This window comes from Paenibacillus allorhizoplanae, from assembly GCF_927798215.1.
Classification (GTDB): Bacteria; Bacillota; Bacilli; order Paenibacillales; family NBRC-103111; genus Paenibacillus_E; species Paenibacillus_E allorhizoplanae.
In genome coordinates, this window is record NZ_CAKMMW010000020.1 from 34,537 (window position 1) to 52,869 (window position 18,333).

Genomic DNA, 18,333 nt, shown 5'->3' on the forward strand with positions numbered 1-18,333 from the left:
ATATTACACCCCCGATGGGTTTTGCCATACCAGGTTATTTTACACCGAGACCTGCCCTCGGGATTAAAGACAACTTGTACGTCAAAGCCGTAGTAATCGGTGACGGGCATAACTTCACGGCCATTATCGTACTTGATACGATAGGGATCGAGAAGGAGGAAGTGGATGCCATCCGCAATCGAGTAACAGAAGCTACTGAAATTCCTGCATCCCATATTTTAGTTGCCGCTACACATACCCATACAGGTGGACCTATATATAGGGATCGTGATTCAAATGGTGACGAGTATACGGCTTACTTAGTTAAAAAGGCTGCGGATGCAGCGGTTTTGGCTTATGGGAACAAGCGAAAAGCTCAAATTGGTTTCGCCAAAGGTAAAGCGGAAGGAATATCTTTCAACCGCCGTTATTTCATGCAAGATGGTAGTCTGAGGACGAATCCAGGCTTTAACAAACCGGACATTGTGAAGCCGGCAGGTCCCATTGATTCAGATGTATTCGTGATTCGACTAGATGCCGAGGACGGAAGTCCACTTGGAGTCATCACGAATTTCGCCTGTCATCCTGACACGATCGGTGGAAAACGCTATAGCGCAGACTTTCCTGGAGAAATTAGCCGTGTATTGAAAGCGGTTTACGGCGAATCGTTCATAAGTCTTTTTCTTAACGGGGCTTGTGGGAATATTAATCATCTTGATTTTATGCATAACGTACGACCCGAGCCTGACGCCTTCCGCCAATTGGGGAGAGTGTTAGCGGGTGAAGTTATCAAAACGAGAGAAAAAGCCATCAAGGAGAATTCATTTCATATAGAAGGAAGATCCAAGTTGCTTTCGCTAAATGTTCGTAAACCGTCACCAGAAGATCTCCTGAAAGCTAAAGAACTGATTCATGCGTCTGAACATCCTGAGAATAAGAAAGCAATACCGGAGGTGGACATCTTTTTTGCCAAACAGCTTCTAGCCCTCAGTGAACGGCAGGAAACGGAAGCATTCGTAGAAATTCAGGCTCTTCGAATTGGAGCGTCTGCAATCGCAGCCTTTCCATGTGAATTATTCGTCGAATTCGGTCACGACCTAAAACAAAGATCACCCTCCCCCCATACATTAATTGCTACTTATGCGAACGGTGTCAACGGATATGTAGCAACCCGAGAAGCATTCGTTCATGGCGGATACGAGACGCGTTTAACATCTCGAACTCGGCTAGCCCCTGACTCCGGAGAACGGATGGTCGAAACGGCGCTTGGGCTTTTACAACAACTATGCAGTTCGGATGGAGGGATTAAGATTGAGTAAAGTAATACTAATCGATCAAGATTTAGAAAACTGGGTACAGAATCAAAGAGACAATCTGGTGAAAATGCTATTGGAAATGGTTTGCATACCAAGTGAAAATAAACCTCCCAATGGGAATGAATTGCCTATGCAGAAATACCTTGAGAATGCGTTAAAGGGTCTCGATTTCGCTACTGAGCTATACGCATTATCTGATGTAGATGGACTAAGAACCCATCAGGCATTCTGGGGGGATCGCAATTATACGGATAGGCCCAATTTATATGCATCCAAAAAGGGAACAGGCGAAGGCAGGTCGCTGCTCTTCGCCGTTCATGCGGACGTCGTACCAGGCATTCCTGGCAAAACAGCGGAGGATCCCTTCCAACCTGTTATTATTGGAGGTCGTTTGTATGGTCGCGGTGCAAATGACATGAAAGGCGGTACCGCTGCCGTCTTGCTTGCTTTTCAATATTTGCAGGAAAAAGGTATCAACTTGCTCGGTGATCTCAGCTTCGAGAGCGTAGTCGATGAAGAAATGGGTGGTGCCAACGGAACTTTGGCGGGTCGCGTTCGCGGGAATCGCGCTGATGCTGCGATCATTCCCGAACCTACGAATTTGCGGGTCTGTGCTTCACATATGGGTGGAGTAGCTTGGAGGATCGCAGTTCGGGGCAAAGGGGGCATGGGATTTGGCGGTGAAGAGCTGCGAAATCCGGTTTATGGAATGGCGCACCTTATCCGAGCCATTGAGAGCTACCAGAATGATATGCAGATGCGAAAATCTTTCGTTACACCGACTGGAGAGTCCCAAAGTCCTGCGGTCGTGCTTTCGATGATCCAAGCAGGGGGCTTTGAGCCTGGGATGGCAGACGGGATCCCGGACACATGCATGATTGAAATTTGGGTCGAATGTTTACCAGGCGAGTCATTTGCAGCTTTGGAGTCCGAATTTATGGGTGTGATTCGCACCTTAAGTACACAACCGGAACTGGCTGGGCTTGAGGTCGATTGGGAGTTGATCACCCGTTTTATTCCCGGAAGCAGTACGGAAACACCTCTTACTACCATTTTGCTGCAACAAGCAGAAGAGGAATGGGGAATGCCAGTTGGAACCTATACAGCACCATTCGCTTGCGACGCTTTTATGTTCAATTGCCATTCAGATACGCCAGCAGTCATCCTTGGCCCAGTCGGCGAGAATGCCCATGCGGCAGACGAGTTTGTAGACATTGAGAGCTTGATTAAGCTAGCCAAAATTTATATTACCGCCATTGTTGAATGGTGCGGAGTAGAATCCGGGAGGTAAATTCAAATGGTAAACAAGTGGGTCAAAGTAGAGATAAACACAACCGGAGCGCCACAAAATACAGGGCCTTATTCACAAGGGATACGGGTAGGTAATCTTATATTTACATCGGGAGAGGGTCCGTTAGATCCCTTAACTGGAGAAATTGTGGAGGGTTCGATTGAAGAGCAGACAAGACTTGTGTTTCGCAACTTGGAAGCGATTCTACATGCAGCTGGCGCATCTTTGCAAGATGTCGTTAAAGTAACGGCACATCTTGCAGATTTAAATGATTTTGAACGATTTAATCATGTGTATAAAGAAATTTTCCCAGGACCCGTTCGCCCAGTTCGCACGACGGTCGGCAGCCAATTAACCGTACGCGTTGAAGTGGATGTTGTAGCTGTCTTACCGGAGGGGTAAGAATCGGCGGGATTAGGTCTTGACTAGGAGGAATTGCAATGAGGCTTGAAGGAAAAGTGGCGATCATTACTGGAGGTTCGCTCGGCATTGGACTGGAAACGGCCATTCGTTTTGCGAAAGAAGGTGCCAAGGTGGCGATTGCAGGACGTGGCCTTACCGCACTAGAAGAAGCGGCGAGCCTTATTCGAAATGTAAGCAGCGAGGTAATGACAGCCCAGGTTGATGTTCAGGCGAAGAGTCAAGTTGACAGGTTGGTAGATGAAGTCATCGAACGTTGGGGTGCTGTACATATATTGGTTAACAATGCAGGCATTTGTGGATTAAGCTCATTCTTAGACATCACCGAAAAAGATTGGGATGAGCACATGAACGTGAATTTGAAGGGCGCTTTTCTTGCCGGTCAGCGAGTCGCTCGAGAAATGATGGAACGGGGGACGGGCGGCTCTATCATTCATATGTCAAGCGTAAATGGCATTAAAGCTGAAGCCATGCAGGCACATTATAATGTGACAAAAGGCGGCATGAACCTGCTAAGCATGTCCATGGCGCTTGAGCTGGCACCATACGGAATCCGGGTGAATGCGTTATGTCCTGGTTTTATTGAAACCCGACTTACGAAGTCATTGATTGACGATCCTCGGGCCATAGCTGATTATGTCAAGACAATACCGATGGGCCGAGTCGGACAGCCAGAAGAGATAGCGGATGCTGCATTGTTTTTAGCATCAGACGAATCTCGTTACATGACAGGCCACAACCTTGTTGTGGATGGCGGCCAAGTCATCAAACTTGCGTAAGGGGAGGATCGATCATGACAACAACGGTCAACGCTTATCCTATTTATTTGGTACATGAACGCAACAGCTTCTTCGAAGCTCCCCGATCGGAGAAGTTTAAGGTTGCCGATCTGGGCTTCCGTGCGAAGATTGATAAACTAAAGGACTCAGATCACGCTATTGAGTTCCGTGCGTATACGGAATTAGATAAATTCTGTCTGAATTTGCGTTATGAGTCTGTCCCTCCCGAAGCCGACGGCGAAGTCGTGCTTTCTTTCGATTTTGGCCATACGCGCAGGAAACGCCATGGGGCATTTTCGATAAAGTTTAAACAGGATGGCAGCGTTATGTATGAGGAATTCCTCTATGAAATTGAACAACTGGAGATTCCTCCCGACATTGAATATTCAATTTCGACTTCGAAAGGGTTCGCAAACCTAACGTTACGAATGCCGCTCCGTCTCTTGCGTATCGAGTCATCAGAACAGCGAATCCTTGGGTTTAATGCGGTTCGCACGCTAAAAAGCGGAGATGAAACCACGCTGATTACATGGTCGGGTATTCCAGGTGATAGGCCGACGATGGGTTTAGGGATGGGTGATTTGCTGCTGACCCGAGGGCTGAAAGAAGAGGAGATCGAGACAAGAAAGCACCAGGTTCAATCGGAAAGCACGTTCTTTTTTACTCGATGGGAGAAGTGGAAGATTCCTCAGGAAATATACGGCTATGTAACGGAGAAACGTAAGGGCTTTACGGCTAGATTATCTAGAGACGACGTCGACCAAGCTCGAAAGTCTGCAAACACGACACTTTGGGGCGGACGAGTGAAAGAAGAGATCCTTCAAATTGCAGATTACTGGGCTGCCAAAAGTGATGATGAGCTGTTCGAGTTGGTACCCGTAGGTAACCCTAGAGCGCTATCAGTTGGCCAATATTTCGGGGATCCTCTCGCAGGCGGCAAACGGACTGCTTATCAGCTTTGTCTAGAGCGGCCTTATCAATATTATAACCCTGCTACCCAAACATGGTGGTATAACGGGATGAAGCTGCACAACCCAACAACGGGCGAAGAGATCGTAATGGATGACGACGGCCAAGGATTTCTGGCGCCAGAAGGATTTCCAAATCCAGGCGTACGGTATATGTTTACGGCCTCGTACCGTCTATTTATCCTTTCCATGTTGATGGGAAATCCGTATTGCTCCGTGTTGGAGGATAAAAATGTCTGTGAAGAGACAACCGGCATGCAAAACGCGGGTGCTATCAATAACTTGGCTTATGCTTATCTGCTGACTGGCGAAACGAAATATGCCTTCAAAGCGCTACTTTTAATTGGGCGAATTGCCGAGTTGGTTCCGTATATGAACGGAAACTATGGATCGGGGTACTACGATACGGTGCAAATATCGGAGCCGACAACGACGGAGTCCCACTGGCTTTCTAACTTCTTTGAAGCAGCAGACCTGCTTTATGAAGCAGGGGAAGTGTTTCGTCCAGATTTAGAACGCTTTTTTGCAGCCAAACCCGATGCAGAAAATAAGACGAGAAAGGTTCCATTCCATGTGAACACCGCAGTACACGAAATGATTCCTTACATTTTATATAGTTGCGAAATTGAGAAGACTCGCGATGCCGACTGGTCTCTGCGTTGGATTTATTTACAACTGCTTATCGCCTCGTATATGGGAAGCGGCAAGTTAATGCGTCATATTTTATATGGTGGAAAATATAGCTTGGAATCGAAGTTTCGTAATAACTTTTTCCGAGATGGCCGTTATATTTACGATTCATTGGGCTATATTGCAGCCATTTGCGAGCAAGTGTCAATGATGGCGAACAATAACTACAGGTTTACGGATGAAGAGCATTTTCCTATCGGAATCGATCTGTTTGAAGACTCAGATTTCAGTCTGAAGCAGGTGATCGGACTGTTTGCGAAGCTTCGTTCGGGAAGCCTGATCCCCATGTTTGGCGACACTCTCGCGGATAATGTAGAGCCGATATCCGAAGATCGTCGGAAAGGCAAAATCGCTTATACACCGTCCTATGAAATTATTTACCGCCGTTCGCCATCGCTTCGTTCGGTCATAGGCGGGCTTCTATCCCGATATGATCAGGAGGAGTTAACCGCCTATCGGCTCAGGAGCGTTCGAGAGACGAACAATAAGCACTCGTTTTTACTGCTCGCAACGGCAGCCGAATGGGAGGAGTACCAGCAGTATGAGGTGAATGCCGATCAGCTTCAACCTTCTTTCCTGCTACAAGACTCTGAAACGAGTATGTTCCGTGTTGGGACGAATGCTCACAATTGCAAGCATGTGATGTTATACGGACAGCCGTCCGCAGGACATCGTCATGGCGATAAGCTGGGACTTTGGATCGGGGGCTACGGGTATCATCTGCAAACCTCAGCCGGCAGATATCCGTTCACTTGGCTCAGTCCCAAATATGAGGCATGGGAAACTCATTCAGCGGCTTGTACAGTTGTAGTAGTCGATGGTAAGGATCAGGTGCCTTCCTATTCACGTCAAAAAAGCCACTACGAGGGTGACATACTTCAAATGGCGGGACTTGATAATACAATGGCTTACCCAGGAACGCTTTACGAACGTTGGTGTTGGATCGTGCAAGCTCCTGATCAAGAGAACGCTTATATTGTTGATTTTAATGGATTATCTGGCGGGAATACGTTCGATTATAACACGGTAGGAATGGACTGTAAGTCCGAATCCGTGCTATTCGAAGGCATTGAAGAATCAGACTGGCTGCCAATGGAAGGCACACTGGCAGGTTCGAATGTTCCTTTATACAGCAAGCCTGGCTACGGTTGGATGAAAGCTTTGCGCAAGGCTAAAGTGAACAGACCCATCTCATGGACTTTTCCATATGGTGCTGCATCCTTGAAAATCCATACGGTTCCAAAAGGAGAGCAGCGCGAACTCATCCTGTGCCTTGGAGAAAAGGGCGGGGAGGAAATGCGGAAATCCCATTGGGAACCCTTTGTTTTATGGCGGGATGAAGACAAATTGGACGCTGCCACTCATTCAACAGGCTTTATAAGCGTGTTGGAGCCCTTTGAGGGAACGTCGTTCTTGCAATCTGTTCGTCCACTAGAGCCGGACATGGACTCAGCCCCTTGTCACCCTATGTCGACTGGCATGGAAATTCGGTATGGGGACGGTAAGCATCGCGATATTGTGCTCAGTTCTTATACGGAAGGGGAGAAGGTACGTTACTGTGATTCCCAAGGTCGCATCTTTGAAACGGATGCTAAGGCATTGGTGCTGCGCTATCGGGATAACCAGCTTATTCAACTTGAAGCTGTCCGTTATTCACAAATACGAACTGCGGAGGGTGAATGGAAGGCAGGCATTTCTACGTATCGAGGGCTTGTAACTGAAGTCGATGCAGAAACCCGTACCATCGGAGTTAAGCTAGACCGAGTAAACGATAGCTTGGAACAAGCATTTCTAGGGCAGGCAGCGCTAATTGACTCAGCGGATTACTTGAAACCATCTGCTTACTACCTGTATGATCCGCAGATTGTTGGAGATTTACTGAAATTTCGCTCAGACATGTCGCTTATTAAATTGGAAGAAGGTTGGCCATCTCCGCATAAGCGGCTTGGATTGGGAAATAAACAGGTCATCGAATACCGTGGTAAAAAGGTGCACATGGACGTGAAGCTCGGGGATTCATTCGCGCTTTCTAATGTACTTCGCCTTGACTTAAGCTAGAGCGAGTTATCGGGAACATCGGAAGGCAGGAGCATTGCTATGGAGGGAACCGCATATGAACATCGCTAGAGTCGGAATTTTACTGGATCGACGCATAGAGGAACAACGGTTGAAATACGGTTTAAACGTGTTCGAACGGTACATTGGAGAAGTTCTCTCCCACGTTGGCATTCCGTTTGAATGGTTGGACAACGTACATCATATGATGGAAAGATTCTATGATTTGATTATCGTAGCAGCAGCTCCAAATGATGAAGTGACATCTCAATCGATTTGGGCTTACGCGGAGCGTGGCGGGATCGTAGTTAGTTATGCGGGGATCAACCCATTGGCGAAGCGGCTCGGCTATATGAAATCAGTCCCGCTCCCGACAGGGTACGCCGAATTGCCAGAGAGCCTCGGGGATACCCGACCGCTCCGATTTCTCGGCGCTGTTCCTTGGGTGCAACCCCAAAAGCATGCGGAAGGGGGCGATTGGGGACCCGGTGTCCGTGAGACGAAAGGATCGCATCACGGAAGTATGGAATGGGGCTCGATCGCCTGCGAGCCGAAGGGAATGAAGATTGGACCGGTATTACAGCAATTTCAGGTCGGCTCGGGCTCAATCGAACGTTGGGGTGTCGATCTACTAGGCACAATCGTCGGTCTGCAGCAAGGTACAGCACCTGTCTTCGACGACGGTGTTCCCGCTCCTGACGGCAGCGCACCTGTCGATGAAGGTCTTTGGAAGGCAGACGACCGTGTAGAGTTGGATTGGACGCATGACCGCGTACTAACGGAACAAGGGACTCCCTATTTCGCACATCCTTATGCTGATTTATGGCGAGAGGCCATCGTTTCCCACATTTTGCGGAGAATGGCGCAAAAAGGTCGCATATTGCCATTTGTCGACTATTGGCCTGAAGGAATAACAAAGATAGCCATGCTATCCCATGACAGTGATCGCAATTGGGACGAAGACGCCATTGCGACTTTGGAAATTCTCGCGGAACACAGGATCCACTCGACATGGTGCATGATGAAGCCAGGCTATAGCGCATGGGTCTATCCACGGATAAAGGAAGCCGGACATGAGCTTGCGCTCCATTTCAACTCAAACGTGAACGAAGGCGGAAGTTGGACGGAAGGGGACTTCAAGCGGCAAGCCAAATGGTTGCAGGATAACGTTGTACAAAAGGCGGTCACCAATAAAAATCATATGACCCTCGTCGAGGGTTGGGGAGAGCTGTTTCAGTGGTGTGAAGCTAGCGGCATCGAATCGGATCAGACACGGGGGCCGAGCAAGAAAGGGAATGCCGGCTTCTTGTTCGGAACGTGTCATCCTTATTTCCCGATTGCCTGGTCGGATGAACGGAATCGAATGTACAATGTTCTGGAAGTTGGTTTCCTTACACAAGACCTTCCTCAATTTACTGATACGGGTGTTATCGTACCTTTCTTGGAGCAGGTAAGCGATGTTAGGGGAGTCGCACATTTTCTGTTCCACCAGGGGCGTATTCAAAGGTTTCCAGAAGTGCGGGAAGCGTTTCGACAAGTCGTCAAGGAAGCGCGAGAGCGGGGCTTTACTTTCTGGACCGGCAGTCAGATCAACGAGTGGGAACGAGCACGAAGAGCCATTCGGATTATTGGCGTGTCTGAAGACGATTCCGTCATACTAGCCACTGCTGACCATGCAGCTCAGGCTGTTTTCTGGCGGCCGTTACGCGAGAATGAACAGGCATGCCCAGAAGACATCGTTGAAATGAAATTCGGAATTACGTGCAAACGAATGTCGAGGAGCAAATCGAAATAGGAGTTGAACAAACATGAAATTTGCTATTGTCGGTTGTCAGCACTATCATATCAAATCATTTATCGAAGAAATGATCAAAGATGGGCATCAGTTTGCAGGAATATTTGACCAAAGTGATTATCATATTCCAGGTCAGTATGCGGTCTCTTATGGAGTTCCGCTGTTCAAGTCCATGGATGAACTTCTAGAGCAGGGTGTAGGAATCATAGGCAGTGCCGGACCCAACGTTAGCAAAATCGACGTGATCGAATGGGCTGAGAAACACGAGATCCACGTCATGACGGATAAACCGGTTGTCATCGACCAGAACGGTTTAACCAGGCTCCGCCAGGTGATCGACCGGAAGCGAATCAAACTAGGGATGATGCTGACCGCTCGCTTTGCTCCAGCCCAATTTACGCTTAAATCAATGATCGATGAAGGGTTGCTAGGTGAAATCGAGGATTTTACTTTCTTGAAGCCGCATAAACTCCATCCGGCTACAAGACCTTCATGGTTTTTCGATAAGCAGCTGAATGGAGGTCTAATCATCGATCTAATGATTCACGACGTCGATATGCTGTGGTGGTTTACGGGCAAGGAAATCGTTGGGCACAATAGCATGTTGATTAAGAATAGGCTTCCAGAGTATCCTAGTCTTTTTGAGAACGCTGTTGTTAACGTTCTTCTGGAGGACCATATAACCGCGACGATGAAATCAGATTGGTTGATGCCGGAAGCGTTCGAATCTTGGGGAGACGGCCGCATCTTCGTTTCAGGTACGAAAGGCAGAGCTGAAATCCGAACGGCCGGAGACCCGCTTGGACAACCGGGACCATTCGTTGCTTTTACCGATCATCATAATAAGACGACGCGTTGGGAGATTACGACCCCTCCAGCCACACTGGCGGCAGATTTCTTGAACCAAATTGCAGGCAAACCGCACCGTTTGACAGCGGAGGATGTGTATCGCGCGAATGCGGCCGTATTGAAGATTGACCAAGCAAGTACAAAGTTAATTCGTATGTAACAACCACTTTGATATATAAAGTTAAAGGAGGAACTGAATATGGAAAAGTTAGCGATCGACGGAGGAAAGCCGGTTAGGAGCAAACCGCTGCCTCCACCTTTCAGAGGCTCGATGCTGATCGGTGAAGAGGAAATCGATTCAATCTCTAAGGTGCTGGCTGCCCAATCACCGTTCCGTTACTATGGACCGGATATGCAGTATGCGGTAAAAGCTTTGGAAGACATGATTGCACGGGACTTGAATATTCCGTATGTGCTTGGCGTCTCCTCCTGTACAGCCGGCTTGATAGTTGCTATGAAAGCTCTTGGAATCGGCTACGGCGATAAGGTGATTGTACCGGCAAATACGTTTATTGCTACGGCAGGAGCTGTCGTTAGCAGTAACGCGGTGCCCGTATATGTAGATATGGATGAAACGCTCAATTTGAATCCAGACGATCTAGAACGAGTTTATGATGACGAAGTCAAAGCGATCATCGTGGTACACATCAACGGCAGTCCATGTGACATGGATAAAATAATGGCGTTTGCTAAAAAGCGCAACATCTATGTGATTGAGGACGTAGCCCAATCCCAAGGCTGTACCTACAAAGGACGTATTTGCGGCACAATCGGAGACATTGGCGTGTTTAGCTTTCAAATGAATAAAATGTTGACGGCAGGTGAAGGTGGAGCGGTTATCACTTCGAACCCCGACCTGTTCGAACGTGCTGTCCGGTATCACGATCAAGGTATGTTTCGGGACAAAGAACGTTTCCAAATCGAACCTCAATACATCATGTCCGGACAAAATTACCGGATGAGCGAGCTAACAGGCGCAGTCATGATCGAACAGTGGAAGAAGCTCAATACCGTGATCGGAACGATGAGAAAGCATCACCGTAAAATTCGCTCGTTCATTGCGGCTGAAATGCCGAATGTGAAATTCCGAGCGGCCGTAGATGACGACGGCGATACGGGCTGTGTACTTGGCATCGTTCATTCTACACTGGAACGGGCCCAAGAATACGCTGCAGCGATGAAAGCCGAAAATGTGTCTACTCATGCAATGTACGATGGGATACCTTGTTATATGATTCCTTGTTTCTTCGAGCAACGAACCGCCGAGAAGGACAATTTTCCTTATAATTATCCATTTAAGAACCCGGTCGTATATACAAAAGACATGTGTCCAAAATGCGATGACCTGCTGGGCAGAATAACAATTACCTTGATCAGTCCGATACTCAGTGATGAAGAGGCAGACGAAATCGCTATAGCGGCTGTGAAGGTCTTAAAGGCACTGGAAGCCAAACAAAGCGCAAAGGCTCACGGTTAATTAGAAGAGTTTGAACTGTATCGGAGAGGAAGAATGACGCATGAACATAGCGAGAATCGGGATACTGCGGGACAAACGAGCCATTGAGCAGCGATTGACTTACGGGCTCAATACGTTCGGTCTTTATGCGGGCGAAGTACTTTCCCATGCAGGCATCCCGTTCGAATGGATCGATGACCTGCACCAGATTCTGGAGAACAAATTTGATCTCATCCTCATTGCTGCAGCGCCAAGTCATGAAGCCGCCAATGATACCATTTGGAGATATGCGGAGCGTGGCGGTATAGTCGTCACCTTCGCCGGGTTAAATGGGCTCGCACGTAAGCTAGGCTTTGCGGGAACAGAACCACTTACCGCAGGCTATGCTCATCTGCCGGAGGAGATGGGTGACACGAGACCGCTGCGGTTTCTTAGTGCCTCGTCTTGGGTGAAGCAGAAAGAGCCTGCAGCAGCATGCAAGGAATGGGGTACGATTGCCTATGTCCCACTTGGCATTTCTGCTGGGCCACTGCTACAACAATTTACAATCGGATTAGGAACAATCGAACGTTGGAGCGTCGATGTGATGGGTACAATTGTTGGTTTGCAACAGGGAACAGGACCCGTTCTGGAAGACGGTACACCAGCTTCTGATGGGACTGGTAACTTAAACGATGGTCTCCTTAAAGCGGAGGACGGATTAGAGCTGAACTGGGCGTATGATAGAAAAATGACAGAAACGGGAGTAGCTTACTTCGCACATCCGTACGCAGATTTATGGCGGGAAGCGGTTGTGTCACATATTCTCAGACGAATGGTTGAAAAACAAAAACCTGTGCCTTTTTCCGACTATTGGCCAGAAGGTGTAGATAGAGTAGCCATGATTTCACATGATAGCGACCGAAATTTTGACGAAGACGCGGTCACTACACTGCAAACACTAGCAAGCGCGGGTATTCACTCCACTTGGTGCATGATGAAACCTGGGTACAGTGGATGGCTTTATGAGCGAATTGAGGGAGAGGGGCATGAGCTTGCCCTTCATTTCAATTCGAATATCAATGAGGGTGGTCGATGGGATCAAGCGGACTTCAACCGGCAATTCGTGTGGCTTCGAGACACGGTGCAGGGGAAAGTAATCAGCAATAAAAACCATTTTACCCGATTTGAAGGCTGGGGTGAGCTATTCCAGTGGTGTGAAGCATGCGGAATTGAATCGGATCAAACGCGAGGACCGAGCAAATCCGGAGCGGCTGGGTTCCTTTTCGGAACCTGCCAACCGTATTATCCGATGGCTTGGTCGAATGAAGCCAACCGTCTTTATGATGTGCTGGAAATCGGATTTTTGACACAGGATATTCCACAGTTTACGGATGCAAGCGTCATTGTCCCCTTTTTAGAGGAGGTGGAGAAGGTTCGCGGTGTTGCGCATTTCTTGTACCATCAAGGACGCATCCACAGCTCTCCTGAGGTTCGAGAGGCTTTGCTCCAAACGGTGCATATCGCAAGAGAACGAGGATTCACATTCTGGACCGGGGGACAAATTAACAGTTGGGAGCGACAACGAAGGCAAATGAGAATTACCGGTTTGGATGAAAAAGGGAATGTGCTTATCAGAACCGAGCACAAAGATCATGGAGCTGAGAAGGCCGTTTTTTGGCGTCCCATTCTATCAGAAGAAGTACTAGGGGCAGATCAGCTTAACAATGAACGTTATGGCATTAAGTGCGTACAACTGAAAAGAGGGTGAACCTATGCTAACGATGTTTAATAATCGAAAAGATTTTCAGAATGCCGAATGTGATACAGCGATTTTGCCAGTTGGCGCACTGGAACAGCATGGAAGTCATCTTCCTTATGGCACAGACACTATTATTGCCGGGGAGCTGGCAGAGCGATTAGCCCTGACATTAGATGCCTACCTTCTCCCTCCTATTAGTATTGCTTCTTCCATTGAGCACCGGGCCGACAAAGGTACCGTTTATCTCAAGGCAGATACACTCGCGCTTGTGATAAGAGATATTGCTGAATCCCTGCTATACTCTGGCTTCAAACGCCTTCTTCTCATTAACGGACATGGTGGCAACTGGATACTAAAGCCAACGATTCGGCAGCTTAATCGCGACTTTACAGACCGCTCCGATGAGATGGAAGTCATACTTATCCATACATCGGTCGCGCAGGGAAGGCAGCATGAAGTGATGGAACATACGAAGCTCGATATCCACGGAGGGGAAAAAGAAACCTCTCATATTTTGCATCTGTGTCCTGAACATGTCAAGGATTATGCACCTCAATCTGCACCAACAAATGTGCCTCAGGATTTCATGGATTATTTTGACGTGACAGAATTGACAGAGGATGGATACTGGGGTTATCCCGAGGCAGCTAGCGCCGAGAAGGGCGAGAAAATGATGGACTTAATGGTAGAATGCTCTTTAGGTTATTTGCAACAAATAGAGAGGGAAAAGGAAAGAATCCGTAAACTGAAGAACTAAAACTTATACCAGCTAATATACGCTTTTTGGAAAAGGCTGAAAATTCAAATAAATATGTTTACCAAATGATTACTTATTCGTTAGTATAAGAGGAGATGAAGATCGCTTTCTTCGAAGGGGGAACGAAGGGATCATGAATAAACGTCTTCTTATGTTGTTGATCACAGTAACGAGCGTGAGCAGCATGCTAACATCTTGCCAAGGGACGGATAATGCAGCACTTACACAAAATAAGATTTCGAAAAAGCCGATCGATATCACCATTCTCATGCAGGATGGCGGCAATCAATACGCACAGAACATTACAGAAGACGATAAGTATTTTAAGGAAATGTCGAGGCTTTTCAGCCAATATACCGGTACCCCCTACAATGTTAAATTTGAAATGGTTAGCTCGAGCATTTATGACAAACAGCTTGCTATTCGATTTGCTTCAGGTGATATTCCCGAAGTTATGTGGTCGTCCCGCATCGATAATCCGAGTCATCCGAACGCGGTCGACGACGGTGTGTTTCTAGAACTTGGTCCTCTCATTGACAAATATGGTCCAAACTTGAAAAAGGATATTCCGCCTGAGGCATGGAAAGATCCGCGTGTAAGCAAAAACGGAAAAATTTACGGAATTCCCAAAATGTCAGCGCTCCCGAACATGCTTGTTTTGTTATACCGCAAAGATTGGCTGGACAAGTTAGGCATGAAAGAACCGAAAACGATGGATGACTATTTGGCGTTCTTTGATGCAATTAAGAATCTCGATATGAACGGCGATGGAAACACGAACGATGAAGTACCTTTTGCCATGCGTAAAGGACTTGCTTTCTCCGAAGCCTTTTTCGGATATTTCGGTGCCCATCCAGATGCCTGGCAATTTCGAGACGGACGCTTTGCACCGAATCTAATTATACCTGAAATGAAGGATGCGATTCGTTTTTATAAAATGCTCTACGATAAGGGCTACGTAAACCGAGACATGTTCACTATGAAGGAAAATGATTGGGGAGACTTGATTCATCGAGGCAAAGTGGGCATGTGGTTTCATCAAGTGCAAGTACTGACTAGTGGAGGTCAAGATTATTTGTTCACCGATCCGAACGCCAGTGTGGGGGTACTGCCAGGCCCGATGAATGCGCAAGGGAAAGTGAATTTGGTTCCTGAACGAACAGGTGTAAACAACGTCTATACCGTATCGTCCAATGCTGCGCACCCAGAGGATATCATTAAGTTTTTTGACTGGGTCCACTCCGGTGACCCAGCTAAAAATAATTTTTTTGCTTATGGGATTGAAGGTCTCAATTATAAGGTAACGAATGGAACTGTAAACTGGGATCCGAATTCGAAAGTCAATCTGGACAAAGGCACAAGGGCCTTTTACCAAGTTATGATTAACCCGGCAGGTGATTCAAGGATGTCTCCGCTAGTCATTAAAGCCGGTAAATTTGCCGACTTGACTCAGAAAGGGATCAACTATACGAAAATGAATTTCTTTAAAGATGAGTCCATGTATATGCCGACCCCGGCCTTACTGAAAGCAAAGCCTGAGTTAGGATATCGAGACGGTTCATTATATATGGACATGTTCATAAAAGTGTTGACAGATCGGGAACCCCTCGATTCTGCCTTTGACAAGTTCGTTACGGACTGGAAAAGGCAAGGCGGGGAACAGGTCATTCAAGAGGCAACAAAATGGTATAAAAGCTATTATGAGAAAACCTCTATCGGAGCCATTCAAAGATGAGCGACCGCGTTTAAGCAGAGAGACTTTGGTCTCTGACCAAAGATCCCTATATATGGTTTTATCGCCAAATAGAAAGACGTTTTCGGTAACCGAAAACTTATAATTTCTATTGTGGTAAAAAATAATCTTAGTAACAGCCCGTTTATGCTCTCGATAAACGGGCTGTTTATTTAGGAGGAGAACGCTATGCAAGAGATTATGGGTACGCATTATAAAACCGGTGAATCAATTAAGGTTATTGTGAATAAGGGCATCATTACAGACATCTGTACCGTACCTGATGAAAGTGAATACGAAGACCAGTGGTTGATTGCACCAGGGCTTGTTGATTTGCAGATGAATGGCTGCATGGGTATTGATTTAAACGTGTTCCCAATAGATTCAGAGCGAGTACATTCAATTGTTCGGGAGGTTTGGAAAGAGGGAGTTACAACATTTTTTCCAACGATCACGACGAATTCGGATGCTAACATTTGGGAAGCGATGACTGCGATTGCTAAGGCTTGTGAGGAAGATTCTTCAACACATACTACTGTAGGTGGCATTCATCTGGAGGGACCGTTCATATCACCTGAGAATGGCCCTCGAGGAGCCCATAAACTGGAATATGTATGCCAGCCCAATTGGAATACTTTCGAACGTTGGCAGGATGCGTCAGGGGGACGAATAAGGATTGTTACTTTGTCCCCAGAGTGGCCAAACGCCACGGACTTCATTCGTCGATGCTCAGAAAGCGGAATTATAGTCGCAATCGGACATACTGCCGCATCTCCGGAGCAAATTCGGGATGCGGTCTCAGCAGGTGCCCGGATGGCAACCCATTTCGGAAACGGCGCCCACTTAACACTTCCACGTCACCCTAATTACTTATGGGAACAGCTGGCCCAAGACTCACTTTGGGTTTCTTTAATTGCCGATGGGTTCCACTTGCCTGAATCTTTTCTTAAAGTCGTTATGCAGGTGAAGCAGGAATGTGCCATTCTCGTGAGTGATGCGGTGCATCTCAGCGGGATGCCGCCTGGCAAATACTTCTCTCACAATCGCGTTCATGTTGTGAAAACAAACGAAGGCCGTCTGCACTTAGCGGATGAACCTCAGCTATTGGCCGGTTCAGCACAGATGCTTCCATGGGGGATTGCACATCTGACACGTAAGAAGCTGAGCTCTTTGCAAGAGGCCTGGGAAATGGCTTCTGTTCGTCCGTCGACTTTGATGAATTTGCCATCGAGGAGCGGGTTACAAGTAGGAGGTCCCGCTGACCTTGTGCTGTTTAAAAAAGAGAGGGATGGAGGAATATCCATCTGTGAGACATATAAACAGGGAATTTCCCGATATGCAATTGAAGCACAAAAAGACATGTTTTAACGCTAAAAACCATGTTCAAAGCCGCTTAAATTGACTAATCTGAATATGAATTTAGGGAAAGGGTGCTTTGTATAATGTTGAACCTAATGAGAAGTGGCAGTTAACATGAAAAAATGGGGTATCGGGCTTATAGGCTGCGGTTCTATTGCTGACGTTCATTTAGAAGCTTTAAGGGGTATCGATCACGCAAGGATTGTCGCAGTTGCCAGTAGAAATGAGCAACGTGCACGGGAGACTAGTGATCGCTATGCTTGCGGATGGACAACCGATTACCAAGAGATTTTGGAGAACCGGGATATTGATATCGTCTGTATTACGACAGGAAGTGGCAGTCATGGACGCATCGGTACGGAAGCCCTACAGGCGGGCAAACATGTGCTGGTTGAGAAGCCAATTGCCATGTCCGCTAATGAGGCTTCGTCGATGATCCGTTTAGCGAATGAGAAACAACTGACTTTATCTGTCGTGTCTCAGACACGATTCTTTCCGCATCATCAGCTGCTTAAGCAGACGATTGAAGATGGCCAAATCGGCAATCTGCTGCTTGTGGAGGTTTCTCGGCCGTTTTACCGATCGCAGGCCTACTATGATGAAGCGGCATGGCGCGGTACAAAAGCCAATGATGGTGGGGCCCTTCTTAATCAAGGTATCCATTCTATTGATCTGCTGCTCTGGCTTGCCGGTAAGGTGAGGTCTGTAGCTGGGCGAGCAGCGACGCAAACACATCATATGGAATCCGAAGACATGGGGCTTGCGATGTTGACCATGGAGAACGGAGGATTTGCTACCCTTATGTGCACAACCTCTGCAATACCTGGATTTCCACCTAGCATTAACGTTTACGGAGAAAAAGGAACGATTAAAATCGTAGGTCAAGAGATCACCCATTGGACGGTACCTGGCATCCTTCTTCCAAACTATGAGAATGACAATAAAAGTGGAAATGCCGGTGCTGATCCCCGAAATCTGAACTCCGCTTATCATAGAATGCAAATCATCGATTTTATCGAATCTGTGAGTCAAAAGCGAAAGCCAGCCGTAACAGCTGAAGCTGGGAGAGAAGCGGTTCGCTTGATTGAGCTGATACACCGCTCATCGGAACAGGGCGGAATACCCATATCATTCGATTTATAACCA

At 47.3% G+C, this 18,333-nt stretch carries 13 protein-coding genes; all 13 read left to right on the top strand.

Annotated elements, in window-relative coordinates; translation table 11 throughout:
- Window positions 1-14: 14 nt before the first annotated feature.
- The 13 genes from L6I86_RS25780 (at window position 15) to L6I86_RS25840 (ending at window position 18,330) form a co-directional block, all read left to right on the top strand.
- Entirely contained in the window at window positions 15-1,298 is a 1,284-nt protein-coding gene (locus L6I86_RS25780) for a hypothetical protein (protein WP_236291268.1), read from the top strand.
- Entirely contained in the window at window positions 1,291-2,586 is a 1,296-nt protein-coding gene (locus L6I86_RS25785; RefSeq protein ID WP_236291269.1) for a M20 family metallopeptidase, read from the top strand. Before L6I86_RS25780 ends, L6I86_RS25785 begins: the two co-directional genes overlap by 8 nt.
- A 6-nt stretch (window positions 2,587-2,592) precedes the next feature.
- On the top strand, window positions 2,593-2,988 hold the full coding sequence (locus L6I86_RS25790; RefSeq protein ID WP_236291270.1) for a Rid family detoxifying hydrolase: 396 nt from the start codon (window positions 2,593-2,595) through the stop codon (window positions 2,986-2,988).
- Window positions 2,989-3,026: 38 nt separating this feature from the next.
- Entirely contained in the window at window positions 3,027-3,785 is a 759-nt protein-coding gene (locus L6I86_RS25795) for an SDR family NAD(P)-dependent oxidoreductase (RefSeq protein WP_236291271.1), read from the top strand.
- Window positions 3,786-3,799: 14 nt separating this feature from the next.
- Complete coding sequence (locus tag L6I86_RS25800; RefSeq protein WP_236291272.1) at window positions 3,800-7,501, top strand: hypothetical protein; 3,702 nt, start codon at window positions 3,800-3,802, stop codon at window positions 7,499-7,501.
- Between the two features lie 55 nt (window positions 7,502-7,556).
- Window positions 7,557-9,293 carry a polysaccharide deacetylase family protein gene (locus L6I86_RS25805; RefSeq protein ID WP_236291273.1) on the top strand — a complete coding sequence of 579 codons (1,737 nt, stop codon included), beginning with the start codon at window positions 7,557-7,559 and terminating at the stop codon, window positions 9,291-9,293.
- Window positions 9,294-9,306: 13 nt separating this feature from the next.
- On the top strand, window positions 9,307-10,302 hold the full coding sequence (locus tag L6I86_RS25810; protein ID WP_236291274.1) for a Gfo/Idh/MocA family protein: 996 nt from the start codon (window positions 9,307-9,309) through the stop codon (window positions 10,300-10,302).
- Between the two features lie 39 nt (window positions 10,303-10,341).
- Entirely contained in the window at window positions 10,342-11,619 is a 1,278-nt protein-coding gene (locus tag L6I86_RS25815) for a DegT/DnrJ/EryC1/StrS family aminotransferase (RefSeq protein WP_236291275.1), read from the top strand.
- A gap of 40 nt (window positions 11,620-11,659) precedes the next feature.
- Entirely contained in the window at window positions 11,660-13,348 is a 1,689-nt protein-coding gene (locus L6I86_RS25820) for a polysaccharide deacetylase family protein (RefSeq protein WP_236291276.1), read from the top strand.
- A gap of 4 nt (window positions 13,349-13,352) precedes the next feature.
- Window positions 13,353-14,096: a creatininase family protein gene (locus L6I86_RS25825; protein WP_236291277.1), complete on the top strand. Its 744-nt coding sequence runs from the start codon at window positions 13,353-13,355 to the stop codon at window positions 14,094-14,096.
- A gap of 133 nt (window positions 14,097-14,229) precedes the next feature.
- On the top strand, window positions 14,230-15,831 hold the full coding sequence (locus L6I86_RS25830) for an extracellular solute-binding protein (RefSeq protein WP_236291278.1): 1,602 nt from the start codon (window positions 14,230-14,232) through the stop codon (window positions 15,829-15,831).
- Between the two features lie 186 nt (window positions 15,832-16,017).
- Window positions 16,018-17,196: an N-acetylglucosamine-6-phosphate deacetylase gene (locus L6I86_RS25835; RefSeq protein ID WP_236291279.1), complete on the top strand. Its 1,179-nt coding sequence runs from the start codon at window positions 16,018-16,020 to the stop codon at window positions 17,194-17,196.
- Window positions 17,197-17,301: 105 nt separating this feature from the next.
- Window positions 17,302-18,330 carry a Gfo/Idh/MocA family protein gene (locus tag L6I86_RS25840; RefSeq protein WP_236291280.1) on the top strand — a complete coding sequence of 343 codons (1,029 nt, stop codon included), beginning with the start codon at window positions 17,302-17,304 and terminating at the stop codon, window positions 18,328-18,330.
- Window positions 18,331-18,333 lie beyond the last annotated feature (3 nt).

What these genes read in the sequence shown, in the direction of transcription:
- L6I86_RS25790 (WP_236291270.1), top strand. Translation starts at nt 2,593, where the DNA reads ATGGTAAACAAGTGGGTCAAAGTAGAGATAAACACAACCGGAGCGCCA.
- L6I86_RS25835 (WP_236291279.1), top strand. Translation starts at nt 16,018, where the DNA reads ATGCAAGAGATTATGGGTACGCATTATAAAACCGGTGAATCAATTAAG.
- L6I86_RS25800 (WP_236291272.1), top strand. Translation starts at nt 3,800, where the DNA reads ATGACAACAACGGTCAACGCTTATCCTATTTATTTGGTACATGAACGC.
- L6I86_RS25820 (WP_236291276.1), top strand. Translation starts at nt 11,660, where the DNA reads ATGAACATAGCGAGAATCGGGATACTGCGGGACAAACGAGCCATTGAG.
- L6I86_RS25830 (WP_236291278.1), top strand. Translation starts at nt 14,230, where the DNA reads ATGAATAAACGTCTTCTTATGTTGTTGATCACAGTAACGAGCGTGAGC.
- L6I86_RS25780 (WP_236291268.1), top strand. Translation starts at nt 15, where the DNA reads ATGGGTTTTGCCATACCAGGTTATTTTACACCGAGACCTGCCCTCGGG.
- L6I86_RS25840 (WP_236291280.1), top strand. Translation starts at nt 17,302, where the DNA reads ATGAAAAAATGGGGTATCGGGCTTATAGGCTGCGGTTCTATTGCTGAC.
- L6I86_RS25810 (WP_236291274.1), top strand. Translation starts at nt 9,307, where the DNA reads ATGAAATTTGCTATTGTCGGTTGTCAGCACTATCATATCAAATCATTT.
- L6I86_RS25825 (WP_236291277.1), top strand. Translation starts at nt 13,353, where the DNA reads ATGCTAACGATGTTTAATAATCGAAAAGATTTTCAGAATGCCGAATGT.
- L6I86_RS25795 (WP_236291271.1), top strand. Translation starts at nt 3,027, where the DNA reads ATGAGGCTTGAAGGAAAAGTGGCGATCATTACTGGAGGTTCGCTCGGC.
- L6I86_RS25805 (WP_236291273.1), top strand. Translation starts at nt 7,557, where the DNA reads ATGAACATCGCTAGAGTCGGAATTTTACTGGATCGACGCATAGAGGAA.
- L6I86_RS25815 (WP_236291275.1), top strand. Translation starts at nt 10,342, where the DNA reads ATGGAAAAGTTAGCGATCGACGGAGGAAAGCCGGTTAGGAGCAAACCG.